This window comes from Pseudorhodobacter ferrugineus DSM 5888, assembly GCF_000420745.1.
Classification (GTDB): Bacteria; Pseudomonadota; Alphaproteobacteria; order Rhodobacterales; family Rhodobacteraceae; genus Pseudorhodobacter; species Pseudorhodobacter ferrugineus.
Map to the genome: position 1 here is coordinate 1 of NZ_ATVN01000013.1, position 17,132 is coordinate 17,132.

Genomic DNA, 17,132 nt, shown 5'->3' on the forward strand with positions numbered 1-17,132 from the left:
TCTCTATAAAAGTGGCGACCGCTTTTATATGGTCGCCCAAGATCGGTTCAAAGGCCTGCGGCGCTGCGATTGGCTGAAACTGATACCCAAACAGACAGATACGATTACGCTCACCGGGGCATATCGCCCCAGATTGTTGACCTTCAATGATCTCAACGACTCCACCAGCGTCAAGCTGGTTGATCCCGACGATCTCGCCACATCCTTTGGCGCAGGGGTGCGGCTTAAATCAGTCGAGCTTACGATTACAACCGAACCCGTGACCGACGGAAAAGTTCAGGCATTGTTGGGATGGCTCGGTCCATATCCAGAGCCAGCTCTACTGCACGAAGATGGGAGGACATCGGATATTCCTCTCGCGATGCAACTACATCATGGCGACTTCATTCAAAGGCCCCGCTAAGATGGCAATATCAAAAGAGCCTTATCTAGCACTGCGCTCGATGGGTCCTGTTGCGCAAACAAGCGTCGGATACGTTTTGTGACTCCATCAATGGTAGGGTGGGGTTTCACCCCACCACCCCACCCGTGTCAGCATTAAAATTCAGTTAACAAAAATCCTGTTACCCATTATTTTCAAACACTTACAAAACTGTCCGCGCGCGGTCATTTCCCGCGCGCAGCCCTTTCAGCCAGAAAACAAGAAGTGCAAAACATCGCCATCTTTCACCAGATAGGTCTTGCCTTCCACGCGGAATTTGCCCGCTTCCTTGGCCCCTGCCTCGCCGTTTCCAGCGATATAATCATCATATCCAACCGTTTCAGACCGAATGAATCCCTTTTCAAAATCGCCGTGAATAACCCCCGCCGCCTGCGGGGCAAGGGTGCCTTTCGGAATGGTCCAGGCCCGCGCTTCTTTTGGGCCGACCGTGAAATAAGTCTGCAAGCCCAGCAGTTGATACCCCGCCCGGATCAGCCGGTCCAACCCCGCCTCTTCCAGCCCCATTTCACCCAAAAACATCTCGGCCTCATCCGCCGCCAGCTGGCTGATCTCTTCCTCGATCCGCGCCGAAATCACCACCATGCCAGCGCCCTGCTTGGCCGCCATTTCCGCCACGCGGGCCGATTGGGAATTCCCGTTCGCCGCCGAAGATTCCTCAACATTGCAAACAAAAAGCACGGGCTTGGAGGTCAAAAGCTGCAACAGCTTCCAGTTCCGCTTGTCATCCTCAGCCACTTCAACCGACCGCGCAGGCTTGCCCTCTTCCAGCACCTTTTGCGCCATCTGAAGCAGCCGCACCTGATCGCCCGCATCCTTGTCGCCGCCTTTGATTTTGCGGGCCAAATTGGCAAGGCGGCGTTCAATCGACTCCAGATCGGCCAGCATCAGCTCGGTTTCAATTGTCTCAGCATCGGCCACGGGGTCAATCTTGCCCTCAACATGGGTGATGTCATCATCTTCAAAGCAGCGCAAAACATGGGCAATCGCGTCACATTCGCGGATGTTGGCCAGAAACTGGTTGCCCAACCCCTCGCCCTTGCTGGCGCCCCGCACCAAACCCGCGATATCCACAAAGGTCATCCGCGTCGGAATGATCTGCTTGGACCCCGCAATCGCCGCCAGCTTTTCCAGCCGCGCATCCGGCACGGCCACATCGCCCACATTCGGCTCAATCGTGCAGAACGGAAAGTTCGCCGCCTGCGCCGCCGCCGTGCGGGTCAGCGCGTTGAACAGGGTCGATTTGCCCACATTTGGCAGCCCGACAATCCCCATGCGAAATCCCATGATCTATTCTCCATCCATTTCACGGCCCTCATAGGCCGAAACATAGGGAAACCGCAAGCCGAGCGACCCTCACAATCGCATCGGCCATTGATTTCCCCCCCAGCTTTGGGCAAACCGGACACGAGCAGATATAAGGACGCGCCCATGACCCGGATTGATCAAAAATTTGCCGCCCTCAAGGCCGAGGGCAAGAAGGCGTTTGTGTCTTATATCATGGCTGGCGACCCCGATGTGGAAACCTCATTGGCCGTGATGAAAGGCCTTCCGGGGGCTGGCGTTGATATCATCGAAATCGGCCTGCCCTTTACCGACCCGATGGCCGATGGGCCCACGATCCAGCTTGCAGGCCAGCGCGCGCTGGAAGGCGGGATGACCCTGACCAAAACGCTGGCGATGGTAACTGAATTTCGCAAGGGCGACGATACCACTCCGATCGTGATGATGGGCTATTACAACCCGATCTACAGCCGCGGCGTGGACCTGTTTTTAACCCAAGCCAAAGCGGCGGGCATCGACGGGTTGATCATCGTCGACCTGCCACCCGAGGAAGATGACGAGCTTTGCATCCCCGCGCAAAAGGCGGGCCTGAACTTTATCCGCCTTGCAACCCCAACCACCGATGACAAACGCCTGCCCAAGGTTTTGCAAAACACCTCCGGTTTTGTCTATTACGTCTCAATCACCGGCATCACTGGTGCAGCGGCCCCCGAAGCTGCCGATGTCGCCCCCGAAGTGGCGCGGATCAAATCGCAAACCGACCTGCCGGTCATCGTCGGCTTTGGCATCACCACACCCGATGCGGCCCAAGCGATTGCAGGCATCGCCGATGGCTGCGTGGTCGGTTCTGCCATTGTCAAAGACATCGCTGACGGCAAACCCGTGGCCGAGGTTTTGGCCCGTGTGGCCGCGCTTGCCGCAGGCGCGCATCGCGGTTGACCCGCACCAAAACGCAGGCCCAGCCCCCCTTTTTGTCGCCCCCTTTTTGAAAGCCCAGATCATGGCCCTTACAATCCTAGCCCAAGTCCAAGCCGTCGCCGGCAAAGAAGATGCCTTGATGATGGAGATGCACAAGCTGATCGCCGCCACCAAGCTGGAAGCAGGCTGTTTGCAATATGATATGCACCGCGACAACGACAAGCCGGGGTTTTTCATGTTCTATGAAAACTGGGAAACCCGCGCGCTGTGGCTCGATCACATGAAAGCGCCACATTTGGCGGCCTATAACGCGGCGACCAAAGGCTGGATCACCAGCCTGACGCTGAACGAAATGACGCGGGTCGATTAAGGCCAGCGAAACCCTTGGGGGCCGAAATGACTGCGCTTATCGCCGGACTCGATGCTGACCGCCTTCGCCATTTTGCAACCCGAGAGGCGATGCGCTTTGCCGCAAGCCGCCCTAACACCCAGCACACGCTGAACGCAGGCGACGGGGCGTTTTTGGCGGGCGTGCCGATGCATTGGATGCGCGATTGGCCGATGCCCTTTCCGCTGCTGATCTCCTCGGCCAATAGTGCCACGATCACCGATGTCGACGGCTACAGCCTTGATGATTTTTGCCTTGGCGATACGGGCAGCCTGTTTGGCCATTCGCCCGCCCCTGTGGCCAAGGCGGTGGCGGCGCAAGCCCGGCGCGGCCTCACCTATATGTTGCCGTCAACTGATGCGCTCGAGGCGGGGCGGTTGCTGACCAAACGCTTTGGCAATTTCCGCTGGCAGATTGCGACCACCGCGTCCGATGCCAACCGCTGCGCCATTCGGATTGCGCGGGCGGTGACGGGGCGGCCCAAGATTTTGGTGTTCAATGGCTGCTATCACGGCACGGTGGATGATGTGATGGTCGAGCTGAAGGGGCGCAAAACCGTCACCCGTGCGGGTATGGTGGGCCAAGTTGCCGACCCCGCCGCCCATGCGGTTGTGGTGGAATTCAACGACATCGCCGCCCTGCAAGCCGCCCTTGCAAAGGGCGATGTCGCCGCCGTTCTGGCCGAACCCGTGATGACCAATTGCTGCATGGTTTTGCCCGATGATGGCTATTGGCCTGCCGTGCGTGCGGCCTGTGATGCGGCGGGTACGCTGTTGATTGTGGATGAAACCCATACGGTTTCCAGCGGTTTGGGCGGTTGGGCGCGGGGCCACGGCTTGCAGGCCGATGCCTTTGTGATCGGCAAATCGGTCGCGGGTGGTGTGGCCTGTGCGGCATGGGGTTTGGCTCCAGATCTCGCGCGCAAATTTATGGCCCAAGATGCAAAACGCCTGCCGGGCCATTCGGGGATGGGCACCACGCTGTCCGGAAACCCGCTGCAATTTGCCGCCCTGCGTGCCAATCTGGGCGAAGTGATGACCGCCAAATCCTATGCCCGCATGGAAAAGCGCGCGGCACGGCTGGCCGATGGGTTGGCGGCGGCGATCACGGGTGCGGGCCTGCCGTGGCATGTGGTGCGGGTGGGTGCGCGAGTGGAGTTTATCTGCGCCCCCGGCCCGTTGCGCAACGGCACGCAAGCCAAGGCCGCGCATTGCGGCCCTGTGGAACGCGCCGTGCATTTGGGACTTGTGAACCGTGGCTGCCTGATCGCGCCGTTCCACAATATGATGCTGGTCAGCCCTGCGACGAAAAAGCGGCAAGTGGATCGGTTGATCGGGGCCTTTGTCGAGGTTTTGGCGGAATTGGTGGAATGACAGGTTGCGCCGCATGATATGCGGCGCGGGCAAGGGGGGCGCTGCCCCCCATCCGGGTGCCCCGGATTCCCCCCGGGATATTTGGGCCGAACAGAAAGACGAAAAAGGAAAGAAGCGATGGCGCAAGTGAAACAGGATCTAAGCCCTTCGGGATCAACCGTGGCCGAGGCCGAGGCGTTTTTGGCCGCCCACCCCGAAGTTGAGGCGATTGACCTTGTATTGCATGACGCCAATGGCATTGGGCGCGGCAAGATCATCCGGCGACATGAGTTGCTGGGGTTTTACCAGTCCGGGCGGCATTTGCCGATTTCCATTCTGGGCTTGGATATCTGCGGCGAGGATGTGCATGAAACCGGGCTGATCTGGGATCAAGGCGATGGCGATTTGCGCGCTTGGCCCGTGCCCGGAACATTGGTGCCGCTGCATGGCACCAAACCTGCGCGGGCCGAGGTGTTCATGTGCATGTATTCGCTGGACGGTAAACCCATGACATCCGACCCCCGCCATGCCTTGCAACGGCAGGTCGATGCGCTCGCCGCTGAGGGCATGATGCCTGCGGGCGCGTTCGAGTTGGAGTTTTTCTTGCTGGCCAATGAGCGCGGCCCCGATGGCCGCGTGCAGCCTGCCCGAGATGTGCTGGATGGGCGGCCCAGTTCCAAGACCGAAGTGTATTCGGTCGACCATTTGCACGGCATGTTGCCCTTGTTTTCCGATATTTACGCAGGGGCGGCGCTGGCGGGGATCAAGGCCGAAACCATGATTTCCGAATATGCGCCGGGGCAGTACGAGCTGACGCTGCACTACCGGACCGATGTGATGCAGGCCGCCGATGACCTGATGCGCCTGAAACGGATCGTGCGGGCGCAGGCGCGGGCCCATGGGGTGACCGCCTGCTTTATGGCCAAGCCCGTGGAACATTACGCAGGGTCGGGCATGCATTTTCACGTGTCGATGCTCGATAAAGCGGGTCGCAATGTGTTTGTCGAGGCGGTGGAGGGCGAGTGGTCACCGACCATCCTGCACGCTTTGGGCGGTTTGCGCGTCACGATGGCAGAATCGATGCTGGTGTTCGCGCCGCATGCCAATTCGTGGCGGCGGTTTGTCGGGCAATCCTATGCGCCGGTCAGCCCGTCTTGGGGCGTCAACAACCGCTCGGTCGCGTTGCGCATTCCGGCAGGTGACATCAAGGCGCGGCGCATTGAACACCGCCCCGCAGGCGTGGACTCCAACCCCTATTTGGTCGCCGCAACCGTTTTGGCGGGCATCCGGGCAGGCCTTGCCCACCGCGTTGATCCCGGGCCGGAAACAACGGGCAATGGTTATGACGGGGCCGAAGCGGGCGATATGCCCGTCGATTGGCGCGGCGCGATTGAGGCTGCGCGCGAGTCGCGGTTCTTGCGCGATGCGCTGGGTGAGGATATGCACCGCACCTTTGTCGCCATCAAAGCTGCCGAATATGCCCGTGTCGCGCGCACCGTGTCCGAGGTGGATTTCGATTTGTATTTGCATACCGTTTGACCCTGCATCATCAAATGCTTTGCAATGCACCGCGATCATTGGTAATAAAACCTTACCAGATTAGGGAGAGGCTGCTATGCCCGTGATTACTTGCATTGATGATCTAAAGCGCTTGCATAAAAAACGTACGCCCAAGATGTTTTATGATTACGCGGAAAGCGGCAGCTATACCGAACAGACATTCCGCGAAAACACCTCCGATTTTGCGCAGTTGCGGCTGCGCCAAAAGGTGGCGGTCGATATGTCGGGGCGCAGCACCGCCAGTACGATGATTGGTGAAGATGTGGCGATGCCGGTCGCGCTTGCCCCTGTCGGCCTGACGGGCATGCAGCACGCGGATGGTGAGATTTTGGCAGCAAAAGCGGCCGAGAAAATGGGCGTCCCATTCACCCTGTCGACCATGAGCATTTGTTCGATCGAAGATGTGGCCGAACACACAACCAAGCCGTTCTGGTTTCAGGTCTATACCCTGAAAGACGATGATTTCATGAACCGTTTGTTTGAACGGGCGCGCGCCGCGAAATGTTCGGCCATCGTCATTACGGTCGATTTGCAGATCATGGGCCAGCGTCACAAGGACCTGAAAAACGGGTTGTCCGCGCCACCCAAACTGACCCCGCAATCCATCGCCAATATGATGACCAAGGTGCAGTGGGGCCTTGGGATGCTGCAAACCAAGCGGCGGTTCTTTGGCAATATCGTTGGCCATGCCAAAGGGGTGTCCGACCCGTCCAGCCTGTCGTCCTGGACGGCCGAGGCGTTTGACGAGTCCTTGGATTGGAAGCGGATCGCCAAGTTCAAGGAAATGTGGGGCGGCAAGGTGATTTTGAAAGGCGTGATGGACGCCGAAGATGCCCGCAACGCGCTGGCCGTGGGGGCCGATGCGATTGTGGTGTCGAACCACGGCGGGCGGCAATTGGACGGGGCGCTGTCGTCGATCCGCGCTTTGCCAAGCATCGTCGATGCGGTCGGCGACAAGATTGAGGTCCATATGGACAGCGGTATCCGGTCGGGCCAAGACGTGCTGAAGGCGCTGTCTTTGGGGGCCAAAGGCACCTATGTCGGCCGCGCCTTTGTGAACGGTTTGGGCGCAATGGGCGAGGCGGGCGTGACAAAATCGCTAGAGGTGATCCAGAAGGAACTGATCACCACGATGGGCCTTGTCGGCGAACGTACTATCAATGACCTTGGTCGCCACAACCTGCTGATCCCCAAGGGGTTTGAAGGCGACTGGGTTGATTAGCACACCTTGACCTAAGGGGCCTTGCTGCGCAGCATCATCGGTGCCAACACCGTCACCGCGAGCAAGGCGACCGCGGCACAGCCGAACGCCGCCCGCAACCCAAAGCTGGCTGCGATAAACCCGATCACCGGCGGGCCAAAAAAGTAGCCGAGATAACCTAGCAAGGTGGCCCGTGCCACAGCGCGCGCCCGGGCGTTGGGCGGGGCCATTTGCCCGACCAGCGTGAACGCCGTTGGGGCCACCACGGACGCGCCAATTCCCAGCACGATAAACCCGACATAGGCCATTGCGGGGCTCACCGCTGCCGCCGCAATCAGCGCGCCTAGTCCTGCGATCACAGACCCAAAGGTCAGCAGCCGCAGCGGGCTGACGCGTGCGATGATGCTTTGCCCGCCCAACCGCGCCACGGCCATCGTCAGCGCCATCGCAGCCGGCCCAAAGGCCCCTTGGGCCGGACTTCCACCCAAGGTCTGCTCAATATGCAGCGCCGACCAGCTTTCCGCTGCGTTTTCCGACAAAAACGCGATAAGAACGATCGCTCCGCCAATCACCGTGGCCCGCCCCAGTGCCGCCGAACTGCCATCCTTTGGCCTGCCCAAACCGTCAATCGTGCCATCCCGTTCATACGACAGCACCCCCAAACCCAATGCGACCAGCGCCGCCACCAGCATCACCTGCCCAGGTGGCCACGCCGCACCGCGCAACGCCCCCGTCCACAGCGCAGATGCAGCATAGCCGAGAGAATAGGCGGCATGGCACAGATTCATCAGCGAATGCCCCCGCGCGTTTTCCATCGCCGCCACTCGTGCGTTCATCAAAACATCCAGCAACCCCGTGGTCGCCCCACACACCGCCATCGCCACGGCAAAACCCGCCAGCATCGCCCCGCCTGCCATCGGGGCCTGCCCCGGCAATATGAATGCCAGTGCCATCGCCACCCCGGCAATCGGCAACGCCACCCGCCCCAACACAACTCCCGCCGCAGGGGCCACTAACATTGCCAGAACCGCCGCAAGGGGCGTGCCCAGAAGCAACAGCCCCAAGCCCGCCTCATCCACCCCGAGCATTGTCTTGATATCGGGCAAGGTCGCCGCAAAACCGCCCCATAAAACACCCATCGCGCCAAACGCGGCCAATGCCGGACGCACGGCAACAAGAGTGGCTGAAAAGGACATCATACGCTCCAAAACTCTGCATTGCTGCTACAGGCGATACAAATGCGCAGCAAGACCCAGATTCCGCGCCCTTTCTCGCCCCCTAAGCCCACTTTCCGCCTTTCCCCCAAAGTGATTCCCCGCTATAGCCCCCCAGTCGCGTCGCACACCCTTGGAGGGCGGCGGATTTAACATATGGAGAATTACAATGGCAAAAGAGATCCCAGATCTTGTAGCCGAGGTTCGCGCGGGGACAGGCAAGGGGGCCGCCCGCCAAGCTCGTCGTGATCAACTGGTACCCGGCATCGTTTACGGTGGCGGCATCGACCCGCAGCCGCTGAACATCAAGTATAACTACTTGATCAAGCACCTGAAGGCAGGCCGTTTCTTGTCGACCCTGTTCAACCTCAAGGTTGAAGGTCAAGACGACGTGCGCGTGATCTGCCGTCACGTTCAGCGCGACGTGGTCAAGGATATCCCGCTGCACCTCGACCTGATGCGTCTGCGTCGGACCAGCTTGGTGAACCTGTTCATTCACGTTGATTTCATCAACCATGAAAAGGCACCCGGTCTGAAAAAGGGCGGCACGTTGGTGATCGTGCGTAACGAGGTTGAACTGCAAGTGACCGCAGGCGACATTCCAGACCACATCACCGTGGACCTGACAGGCAAGCAAATCGGCGATGTGATCCACATCAACGACATCGTGCTGCCTGCTGGTGCCAAGCCGACTGTGGACCGTAACTTTGTTATCGCCAACCTCTCGGCCCCATCGGGCCTGCGCTCGTCGGGCGTGGATGAGGCAGAAGACGACGCTGCTGAAGAGTAATCTTTGCAACCTTCTGAACAACACGAAAAAGCGCGGGGGCCACGGCTCTCGCGTTTTGCGTTCGGGGGGCGGGGGTGGTAAGAAACGGAAAAAAGGGGGCGCGACATGTGGCTGTTTGTTGGCTTGGGCAATCCGGGCGCGAAATATGCGGGCAATCGGCATAACATCGGCTTTATGGCGCTGGACCGTATCGCCGCCGATCACGGCTTTGGCCCATGGAAAAAGGCGTTCAAGGGGCTGGTTGCCGAAGGGCGGCTGGGTGATGCCCGCGTGCTGCTGTTGAAGCCCGAAACCTTTATGAACCTGTCGGGCGAAGCGGTGCAATCCGCCATGGCCTTTCATAAAATCACCCCCGCGCAGGTGATGGTGTTCCACGACGAGCTTGACCTTGCCCCCGGCAAGATGCGCCTGAAACAGGGCGGCGGCCATGCGGGCCACAACGGCTTGCGCTCCATCCATGCCCATATCGGCGAGGCGTATGGCCGCGTCCGCCTTGGTATCGGCCACCCGGGCCACAAGGATGCGGTTGCAGGTTACGTTCTGCATGATTTTGCCAAGGCTGATCAGGATTGGCTGGACGACCTTTTGCGCGGCCTGTCCGATGGCGCGCCCTTTTTGGCCGCAGGCGATGGCCCCAAGTTTTCCAATGCCGTGGCCTTGCGCACAGCCCCCGCGCGCCCGTCCACAGGCGTGCAAACAGGGCCAAAACCCGCCCCCGCCGCACCGCCTACCAAACCCGAACCGGAACCCGCCCCCGATACACGTAACGCCTTGCAAAAACTGGCCGATAGGTTCCGGTGACAAACACAGTTCGCCACAGCTTTCGCGTGCAGGCCGATGCATGCGAGGCGTTGGGCTCGCCCTTAACCGCGCGCATCCTGCGGCTTTTGGCCGATGGTTTGGCCCTTGGCACCCCCGTGGCCGACCGCATTTTGAACTGGCAAGGCGACCCTTCGGTCCGTGCCGATGCGCTCGCCCTGCGACTGGCGGGTGGGCTGCACGCGCTGGCCTTGCAAGGCACGCCCACGGCGCTACACAGCTTTTACACCACCCCCGCCCGCTATACCGATATCGAGGCGCTGGCGGTGCTGCTGGACACAATCGACGCCGCCCCGCCAACCTTGCTGGCATGGCTGAACAGCGCCCCCCAAACGAATGAGGTCCGCCGCTCGGCCCCCCTTATCGCCGCAGGGCATTGGCTGGCGGCGCATTACGGCCTGCCAATCGCCTTGTCGGAACTGGGCGCAAGCGCGGGGTTGAACCTGAACTGGGACCGCTATGCGCTGGATATCGGCGAAACCTTTGGCGATGTGGGCAGCCCCCTGCGCCTGACACCCGATTGGTGCGGCCCCTTGCCGCCCCGCACCCAGCCCCAAATCACCGAACGTCGCGGCGTAGATTTGAACCCGCTGGATGTGTCGCGCGATGCCTTGCGCATCCGGTCCTATATCTGGGCCGATCAACCGCACCGCATGGCCCTGACCCAAACCGCAATTGATATGGCCCAAGGCATAACCATTGACCGTGCCGATGCGGTGGACTGGCTGGAAACCCGCCTGCAAACGCCGATGTCGGGCCAATTGCACCTGATCTTTCACACCGTTGCATGGCAATATTTCCCCAAAGCGGCACAGGCGCGGGGCGAGGCACTGCTGCAAGCGGCAGCCAAACGCGCCACCGCGACCGCCCCCTTGGCACATTTGGGCATGGAAAATGACGGGTCCGAACCAGGGGCGGCGCTGACCCTACGGCTTTGGCCAAATGCGCAAACCATCCCGCTGGGGCGTGTCGATTTTCACGGCCGCTGGGTGGATTGGCAGGCCCCCGCGCCGTAACGCCACGTTGCGCGCCTTGCCCCCCTCTTGCCTTGGGACCGCGTCTGTGGTCCCCTTTCACAACCGACTTCCAAGGGAATGCCATGCGCCGTTTTGCCAAAATCCTCGGGGTGCTTGCCCTGCTTATCGCCGCGATTGCCTTGTGGAAGCGCGACGAAATCACACGGTTTCAGGCCGTTTTGGGGATGTTCAAACCCGACCGGATCGTCCAGAATTTCAGCCATATGGACAGCGCTTTCCTGACCCGCGACATCCCGATCATGGCACCTGTCATGCCCCTGCCCCAAGGTGCCGCGATGCCGCCGATTGACGGGCTAGTGGCATGGAAAGACGCGCGCAGCGTCACCGGCTTTGTCGTGCTGCACAATGGCGCCTTGGTGGCCGAAGACTACCGCCTTGGCACCACCGCACAAGATCGCCGCATCTCGTGGTCGGTCGCCAAAAGTTATTTGTCGGCCCTGTTTGGCATCGTGATGGCCGAAGGCGCGATTGCTTCGCTGGACGATCCTGTCACGAAATACGCCCCCGAATTGACCGGCACCGCCTATGACGGGGCCAGTGTGCGCGATGTGCTGACCATGCAATCGGGGGTAAAATTCAACGAGGACTATCTGGATTTCTGGAGCGATATCAACAAAATGGGCCGCGTCTTGGCGCTTGGTCAATCAATGGACGGTTTCGCCGAAGGGCTACGGGAACACGACCATGCGCCGGGTCAGGAATGGCAATACGTGTCCATAGACACCCATGTCATCGGCATGGTGATCCGCGGGGCCACGGGGCGCGGGATTGTCGATTTGATGCAGGAAAAGCTGATCGGCCCGATGGGGCTGGAGGCCGCACCCTTTTACGTCACCGACGGTTTTTATGAGCCCTTTGTGCTGGGCGGATTGAACCTGACCACCCGCGATTATGCCCGCATGGGCCAGCTGTTTCTGGACCACGGGCGGCGCGGCAACACCCAGATTGTGCCCGAAGGTTGGGTTGATACGTCAACCAGCCGTCAGGCAAATACGGCTGCGGGCGCTATCGGCTATGGCTATCAATGGTGGGTGCCCGACGGGGCCGTAGCGGGCGAATTTCTGGCGCGCGGGATTTACGGCCAGTATATCTACGTCAACCGCGCGGCGGGCGTTGTGGTCGCTGTGAATGCCGCCGATCGCAGTTTTCGCGAACCACAATCCTACCCCAGCAATATTGCGATGTTCCGCGCCATTGCAACCGCTTACCAATAAGGGAATACGTGATGAAACCAGCAAAACTGCAATCAACCAACGTCTTGGGCGGCGCTCTCGAAGGCTGCTCAACCACGCCCATGACCGGATTTTTCCGCAACGGCTGCTGTGATACCGGCCCCGAAGATCACGGCGTCCACACCGTTTGCGCCGTTATGACATCAGAGTTTTTGGCCATGTCAAAATACCTTGGCAACGACCTGTCCACCCCCCGCCCCGAATACGGCTTTGCGGGGCTAAAACCGGGTGACAGCTGGTGCTTGTGCGCCGGTCGCTTCTTGCAAGCGCATGAGGAAGGCGCGGCACCGCAGGTCAACCTTGCCGCCACCCATATCCGCACCTTGGACATTGTGTCGATGGATGTGCTTCAACGGTATTCACGCCCATAAACAAAAGGGTTCAGTATGGTTTTCAAAGGCATTCTACTGGCGTTTTGCATGACCTTTGCTCTTTCGGCCCGTGCCGAAATTGCACAAATCGCAGACATACCCGCTGACCTTGTGACCACCGCCATTGCGGGCGTCACCGCCACAGACGGGATTGATGCGCTGTATGCCGCCTGCCCCGCAGACTATTACGCCAGCCGCAAAAGCTGGTGGCGCGACCTGACACGCGGCAACACATCCGTATCTTTTGAATTTTGCAAAAAGAATTTTGACCGCTGCACCAACCTGTGCCTGTCCACGTCTGATGCAAAAGCCTGCGTCAATATTGCGCGAATATTGGAAAACCGGAAAGAAGATGGCGCGCGCGTCGCGTCTCGCAAGGCCCATGCCTTGTCTTGCGCATTTGGGCGTGCGGGCGGTTGCACCAATCGCGGCGGCGGCTTGCGCAACCGCGACGTCGCGGACGACCCGATGCAAAGCGCGTCTGTGGATCTGAACGCTTGCCTGTTTCGCAGCTTTGATCTGGCCTGCAGCGAAGGGGATAGCTGGGGCTGCGCCATGTCGGGCCAAACCTATCAGCTTGGCGAAGGCGTGGCCGCCGACCCCGCACGCGCAAAGCAGCTGTTTCAAAAGGCCTGCGACCTTGCCTCTTCCCCCAAATTTGCGGCCTGCAGCTTTGCGCAATCACGCCTGAACGCTTTGGCACAGGAATAACCTGCGACAGCGTGGCGCTTGCCCTATGCGCCGTGCAGGGCTAGCCATTGGCTATGACCCTTGCACGCTTTCCCATAACCCACGCCCAGATCGACGCCGTTGTCGCCGATTTCTATGCGGCCATCCGCGCGCATCCCAAACTTGGCCCCGTGTTCGCCGCCCATGTTACTGATTGGCCCCCGCACGAGGCAAAAATCGCCCGTTTCTGGCGCAATGCCATCCTGTTTGAACGCAGCTATGACGGCAATCCGATGGCTGTCCACAAGGCCGCTGGCAATGTCCGCCCGGGCATGTTCGACGATTGGCTTGCCCTGTTTGATGCCACCCTGGCGCGCCAACTGCCCCCCGAAACCGCGACGCAATGGTCGGCCCTTGCCCACCGCATCGGGCGCGGGCTGCGCATGGGGGTTGTCGAGGGTCAAACCCTGCAAGGCGGCATACCGCGCCTGAGGTGATGACCGAAACGACAAAGGGCAGACGCCACCGCCTGCCCCCTGTTTTAATTGTTCTGTCCCGTCAAATCTTCATGTCAAAGCCAAGGTGCTTGGCCACGGTAAAGATGTCCTTGTCGCCGCGCCCACACATGTTCATCACGATGATATGCTCGGGCGGCAGTTTCGGCGCAATCTTCATCACATGGGCCAGCGCGTGGCTGGGTTCCAACGCGGGGATAATCCCTTCCAGCGCACAAGACAGCTGGAACGCCTCCAGCGCCTCCTTGTCCGTGATCGACACGTACTGTGCGCGGCCCGTGTCATGCAGCCACGAATGTTCGGGGCCAATGCCGGGGTAATCGAGACCTGCCGAAATGGAAAAGCCTTCCAAAATCTGCCCGTCATCGTCTTGCAGCAAATAGGTGCGGTTGCCGTGCAGCACACCCGGACGTCCGCCGGTCAGGGATGCGCAATGCTCCATCCGATCGTCAACACCCTTGCCGCCAGCCTCGACGCCAATAATGTTCACCGACGGGTCATCAAGAAAGGGGTAAAACAACCCCATCGCGTTTGACCCACCGCCAATCGCCGCAATCACGGTGTCGGGCAAGCGGCCCTCACCCTCTTGCTCGGGCAGCTGCCAGCGCACTTCCTTGCCGATAATGCTCTGGAAATCGCGCACCATCGCGGGGTAAGGCGCAGGGCCAGCCACGGTGCCAATGCAGTAAAACGTATCGCGCACATTGGTCACCCAATCGCGCAACGCATCGTTCATCGCGTCTTTAAGCGTACCCCGACCGCTGGTCACGGGAATAACCTCGGCCCCCAGCAACCGCATCCGAAACACGTTCGGCGCTTGGCGTTCAACATCATGCGCGCCCATGTAAACCACGCATTTCAAACCGAATTTCGCGCAAACCGTCGCCGTGGCAACCCCGTGCTGCCCCGCGCCTGTCTCCGCAATAATCCGCGTTTTGCCCATACGGCGGGCCAAAATGATCTGGCCAAGCACGTTGTTGATCTTATGCGCGCCGGTATGGTTCAGCTCGTCGCGCTTCATATACACTTTGGCGCCGCCCAAATGCTTTGTCATGCGGTCGGCATAATACAATGGCGACGGGCGGCCCACATAATGCTTCCACAAATCATCCATTTCCGCCCAAAATGCCGGGTCGGTCTTGGCAAACTCATAGCGCTCTTCCAGCTCCAAGATCAGTGGCATCAGCGTTTCCGACACAAACCGCCCGCCGAAAATTCCAAAGCGGCCCTGCTCATCCGGGCCCGTCATAAAGCTGTTGATACCGTCTTCGGCCATTGTCACTGCCCCTTGTTCGATGCCACAAACCGCCACACCATCGGTGCCGCGAAAAATCCGATAAACCCGCCGATGGCAAACAGCAAAACCGCGCCCACAGGCCCGCCCATGCCAAAGCCAACCAGCCCAGATGCGCCCCCAGCCAGAACTAGGCCGCACAGGCGGATTGCCAAGCCTATAATCCGTGACATCAGGCACCTCCTACGGGGTTAATTTGCGTTTAAACCCGATATGCGAAGGGGTAAAGCCTGCGCGTTCATAAAACCTGTGCGCATCCTCGCGCGTTTTGTCGGTGGTCAGCTGCATCAAGGTGCAACCGGCATGAAAGGCGCGCATTTCGGCATCGCGCATCAACGCCGCCCCCACCCCTTCGGACCGCAGCTTGGCCGCCACCCGTACCGATTCCACCTGCGCACGGCGGCTGGCCCGCAACGACAGCCCCGTGATGAACGTCAACTGATAGGTCGCCACCACGCGACCATCCGCCTCGCCCACAATCAGGTCATTGCCATATTCATAGGACATCGCGTCAAAGGCGGCGTAAAAGGCGTCCATGTCGCCCGCCTCCAACGTGGCCCCCAGCGCATCATCGGCCAATAGCGCCACAATCGCTGGCACATCCTCACGCTTTGCGTCTCGCCAACGGATCATTGTGCAGCCTTTACAAATGCGGCCATCAGCCTCTCGTCCTTTACCCCGGGTGCGGATTCCACGCCCGATGATACATCGACCTGCCGCGCGCCGGTCAGCCGGATCGCCTCGGCCACGTTGTCCGGCGTTAAACCACCGGCCAGCATCCACGGCCGCAACCACTTGCGCCCCACCAGCAACCGCCAGTCAAACGACAGCCCATTTCCGCCGGGCAAATCGGCGCCCTTGGGCGGCTTGGCATCAATCAAAATCTGGTCGGCGGCCAGCGAATACTCGGTCAGCGCGGCCAGATCGCCCTCATCCGCTACGCCCACCGCCTTCATCACTGGCAGGCCGTACCGCGCGCGCACCTGCGCCACGCGCTCGGGGCTTTCATGTCCATGCAATTGCAGCATATCCAGCGGCACCGCATCGCAAATCGCGTCCAGCGTGGCGTCATCCGCATCCACCGTCAGCGCCACCTTCATCAGGCCGGGCGGCGCGGCAAAGGCCAACAGGCGGGCCTGATCGGTGGTCAAATGCCGTGGCGATTTTGGGAAAAAAACAAAACCCGCATAGGCCGCCTGCGCCGCAACGGCCGCGGCAACATCCGCCACACTGCGCAACCCGCAGATTTTAACGCGACTATCTGCCATAGGTCAGCCCGCTTTGGCGGGGCGGTCCAACAAGGCAAGCACATCATCTTTTTGCGCAGGGCTTTCACGGCGCAACGCCTCCAGCTCCCGCTCCAACCGCGTGATTTCACGCGCGCGGCTGTTGGCGGTGGACCGGATCCCATGTTCACGGAACCATTCCCACACAAAGCCAATCATCAACCCCACAACGATCCCGCCAAAAATCACAAGGTACAGCGGCAGCGTCAGGGTATAATGCAGGCTGGCAAAGGCGGCCATATCCGGCGGCAGCGCGTTCAGCGTGACTGGCCCACGGTTGGCAATCGCCACCGTCAACAAGACAATCGCCAAAGCAATTAGCAACACGTACCGCAGATACCGGATCATTCTTGGCCTTACCTTCCGTTCAGTCGGTCGCGCAGCAGCTTGCCGGTTTTGAAGAAGGGGACTTTCTTGTCCTCAACCTGAACCGACTCGCCTGTGCGCGGGTTTCGCCCCGTTCTCGCATCGCGCGACTTTACCGAAAATGCGCCAAAACCGCGCAACTCGACCCGATCGCCACGCGACAAGGCCTCAATAATCTCTTCAAACACTGTGTTTACAATACGCTCAACATGACGCTGAGTTAAATGCGGATTTTCATCTGCAATCTTTTGGATCAGTTCCGAACGGATCATCCGTTTATACCCCCCGTGAGCGTCAGTGATCTTGGCGTCCCCGACATTTTTATTCCCTGACTATAGGGAAAAATCCGGCCCTGACAAACAGGAAATCCAAGTAACTCCGTGCATTAACGCACAAA

21 protein-coding genes are annotated in these 17,132 nt (G+C 60.0%); 13 read left to right on the top strand and 8 right to left on the bottom strand.

The annotated features are described in order from the left end of the window. Window positions 1-403, top strand: a 403-nt coding sequence (locus G560_RS21210) for a hypothetical protein (RefSeq protein WP_211215447.1), incomplete at its 5' end; no start/stop codon positions are given. A gap of 225 nt (window positions 404-628) precedes the next feature. Here the strand turns inward: G560_RS21210 and ychF are convergent. After that, complete coding sequence (gene ychF, locus G560_RS0112100) at window positions 629-1,726, bottom strand: redox-regulated ATPase YchF (protein ID WP_022704570.1); 1,098 nt, start codon at window positions 1,724-1,726, stop codon at window positions 629-631. 144 nt (window positions 1,727-1,870) lie between these two features. Between ychF and trpA the strand changes: the two genes are divergently transcribed. The 5 genes from trpA (at window position 1,871) to G560_RS0112125 (ending at window position 7,163) form a co-directional block, all read left to right on the top strand. Then, entirely contained in the window at window positions 1,871-2,662 is a 792-nt protein-coding gene (trpA, locus tag G560_RS0112105; protein ID WP_022704571.1) for a tryptophan synthase subunit alpha, read from the top strand. 61 nt (window positions 2,663-2,723) lie between these two features. Continuing rightward, the gene (locus G560_RS0112110; protein WP_028914039.1) at window positions 2,724-3,011 is read left to right on the top strand and encodes a putative quinol monooxygenase; all 288 of its coding nucleotides are present in this window, start codon (window positions 2,724-2,726) and stop codon (window positions 3,009-3,011) included. A 26-nt stretch (window positions 3,012-3,037) separates the two neighbouring features. Beyond that, on the top strand, window positions 3,038-4,402 hold the full coding sequence (locus tag G560_RS0112115; protein WP_028914040.1) for an aspartate aminotransferase family protein: 1,365 nt from the start codon (window positions 3,038-3,040) through the stop codon (window positions 4,400-4,402). Between the two features lie 117 nt (window positions 4,403-4,519). Next, window positions 4,520-5,920, top strand: coding sequence for a glutamine synthetase family protein (locus tag G560_RS0112120; protein ID WP_022704574.1), 1,401 nt, complete (start codon window positions 4,520-4,522; stop codon window positions 5,918-5,920). Window positions 5,921-5,996: 76 nt separating this feature from the next. Continuing rightward, window positions 5,997-7,163 carry an alpha-hydroxy acid oxidase gene (locus tag G560_RS0112125; RefSeq protein WP_022704575.1) on the top strand — a complete coding sequence of 389 codons (1,167 nt, stop codon included), beginning with the start codon at window positions 5,997-5,999 and terminating at the stop codon, window positions 7,161-7,163. An 11-nt stretch (window positions 7,164-7,174) separates the two neighbouring features. Here the strand turns inward: G560_RS0112125 and G560_RS0112130 are convergent, their stop codons facing one another. Next, on the bottom strand, window positions 7,175-8,341 hold the full coding sequence (locus G560_RS0112130; RefSeq protein ID WP_022704576.1) for an MFS transporter: 1,167 nt from the start codon (window positions 8,339-8,341) through the stop codon (window positions 7,175-7,177). A 184-nt stretch (window positions 8,342-8,525) separates the two neighbouring features. Between G560_RS0112130 and G560_RS0112135 the strand changes: the two genes are divergently transcribed. The 7 genes from G560_RS0112135 (at window position 8,526) to G560_RS0112165 (ending at window position 13,771) form a co-directional block, all read left to right on the top strand. Next, a complete protein-coding gene (locus G560_RS0112135; RefSeq protein WP_022704577.1) occupies window positions 8,526-9,146 on the top strand; it encodes a 50S ribosomal protein L25/general stress protein Ctc in 621 nt (206 codons plus the stop codon). A gap of 105 nt (window positions 9,147-9,251) precedes the next feature. Beyond that, entirely contained in the window at window positions 9,252-9,947 is a 696-nt protein-coding gene (gene pth, locus G560_RS0112140; protein WP_022704578.1) for an aminoacyl-tRNA hydrolase, read from the top strand. Next, window positions 9,944-10,981: a DUF2332 domain-containing protein gene (locus tag G560_RS0112145; RefSeq protein ID WP_022704579.1), complete on the top strand. Its 1,038-nt coding sequence runs from the start codon at window positions 9,944-9,946 to the stop codon at window positions 10,979-10,981. Before pth ends, G560_RS0112145 begins: the two co-directional genes overlap by 4 nt. Before the next feature lie 83 nt (window positions 10,982-11,064). Next, a complete protein-coding gene (locus G560_RS0112150) occupies window positions 11,065-12,216 on the top strand; it encodes a serine hydrolase domain-containing protein (protein WP_022704580.1) in 1,152 nt (383 codons plus the stop codon). Window positions 12,217-12,227: 11 nt separating this feature from the next. Beyond that, entirely contained in the window at window positions 12,228-12,605 is a 378-nt protein-coding gene (locus G560_RS0112155; protein WP_022704581.1) for a DUF2237 family protein, read from the top strand. A 15-nt stretch (window positions 12,606-12,620) separates the two neighbouring features. Next, window positions 12,621-13,316: an SEL1-like repeat protein gene (locus tag G560_RS20355; RefSeq protein ID WP_022704582.1), complete on the top strand. Its 696-nt coding sequence runs from the start codon at window positions 12,621-12,623 to the stop codon at window positions 13,314-13,316. 53 nt (window positions 13,317-13,369) lie between these two features. After that, the gene (locus G560_RS0112165) at window positions 13,370-13,771 is read left to right on the top strand and encodes a group III truncated hemoglobin (RefSeq protein WP_022704583.1); all 402 of its coding nucleotides are present in this window, start codon (window positions 13,370-13,372) and stop codon (window positions 13,769-13,771) included. Window positions 13,772-13,832: 61 nt separating this feature from the next. On the opposite strand, the gene trpB is transcribed toward G560_RS0112165, so the two are convergent. The 6 genes from trpB to ihfB are packed head-to-tail and all read right to left on the bottom strand — an operon-like array spanning window position 13,833 to window position 17,007. Then, window positions 13,833-15,065 (bottom strand): tryptophan synthase subunit beta, encoded by a 1,233-nt coding sequence (gene trpB, locus G560_RS0112170; RefSeq protein WP_022704584.1) that lies wholly within the window; start codon window positions 15,063-15,065, stop codon window positions 13,833-13,835. A 2-nt stretch (window positions 15,066-15,067) separates the two neighbouring features. Next, on the bottom strand, window positions 15,068-15,256 hold the full coding sequence (locus G560_RS0112175) for a hypothetical protein (RefSeq protein ID WP_022704585.1): 189 nt from the start codon (window positions 15,254-15,256) through the stop codon (window positions 15,068-15,070). A 10-nt stretch (window positions 15,257-15,266) separates the two neighbouring features. Then, entirely contained in the window at window positions 15,267-15,716 is a 450-nt protein-coding gene (locus G560_RS0112180; RefSeq protein WP_022704586.1) for a GNAT family N-acetyltransferase, read from the bottom strand. Further along, entirely contained in the window at window positions 15,713-16,351 is a 639-nt protein-coding gene (locus tag G560_RS0112185; RefSeq protein WP_022704587.1) for a phosphoribosylanthranilate isomerase, read from the bottom strand. Before G560_RS0112185 ends, G560_RS0112180 begins: the two co-directional genes overlap by 4 nt. 3 nt (window positions 16,352-16,354) lie before the next feature. Next, a complete protein-coding gene (locus G560_RS0112190; protein WP_022704588.1) occupies window positions 16,355-16,717 on the bottom strand; it encodes a lipopolysaccharide assembly protein LapA domain-containing protein in 363 nt (120 codons plus the stop codon). A gap of 8 nt (window positions 16,718-16,725) precedes the next feature. Beyond that, window positions 16,726-17,007: an integration host factor subunit beta gene (gene ihfB, locus G560_RS0112195; protein WP_022704589.1), complete on the bottom strand. Its 282-nt coding sequence runs from the start codon at window positions 17,005-17,007 to the stop codon at window positions 16,726-16,728. Between the last annotated feature and the right edge of the window lie 125 nt (window positions 17,008-17,132).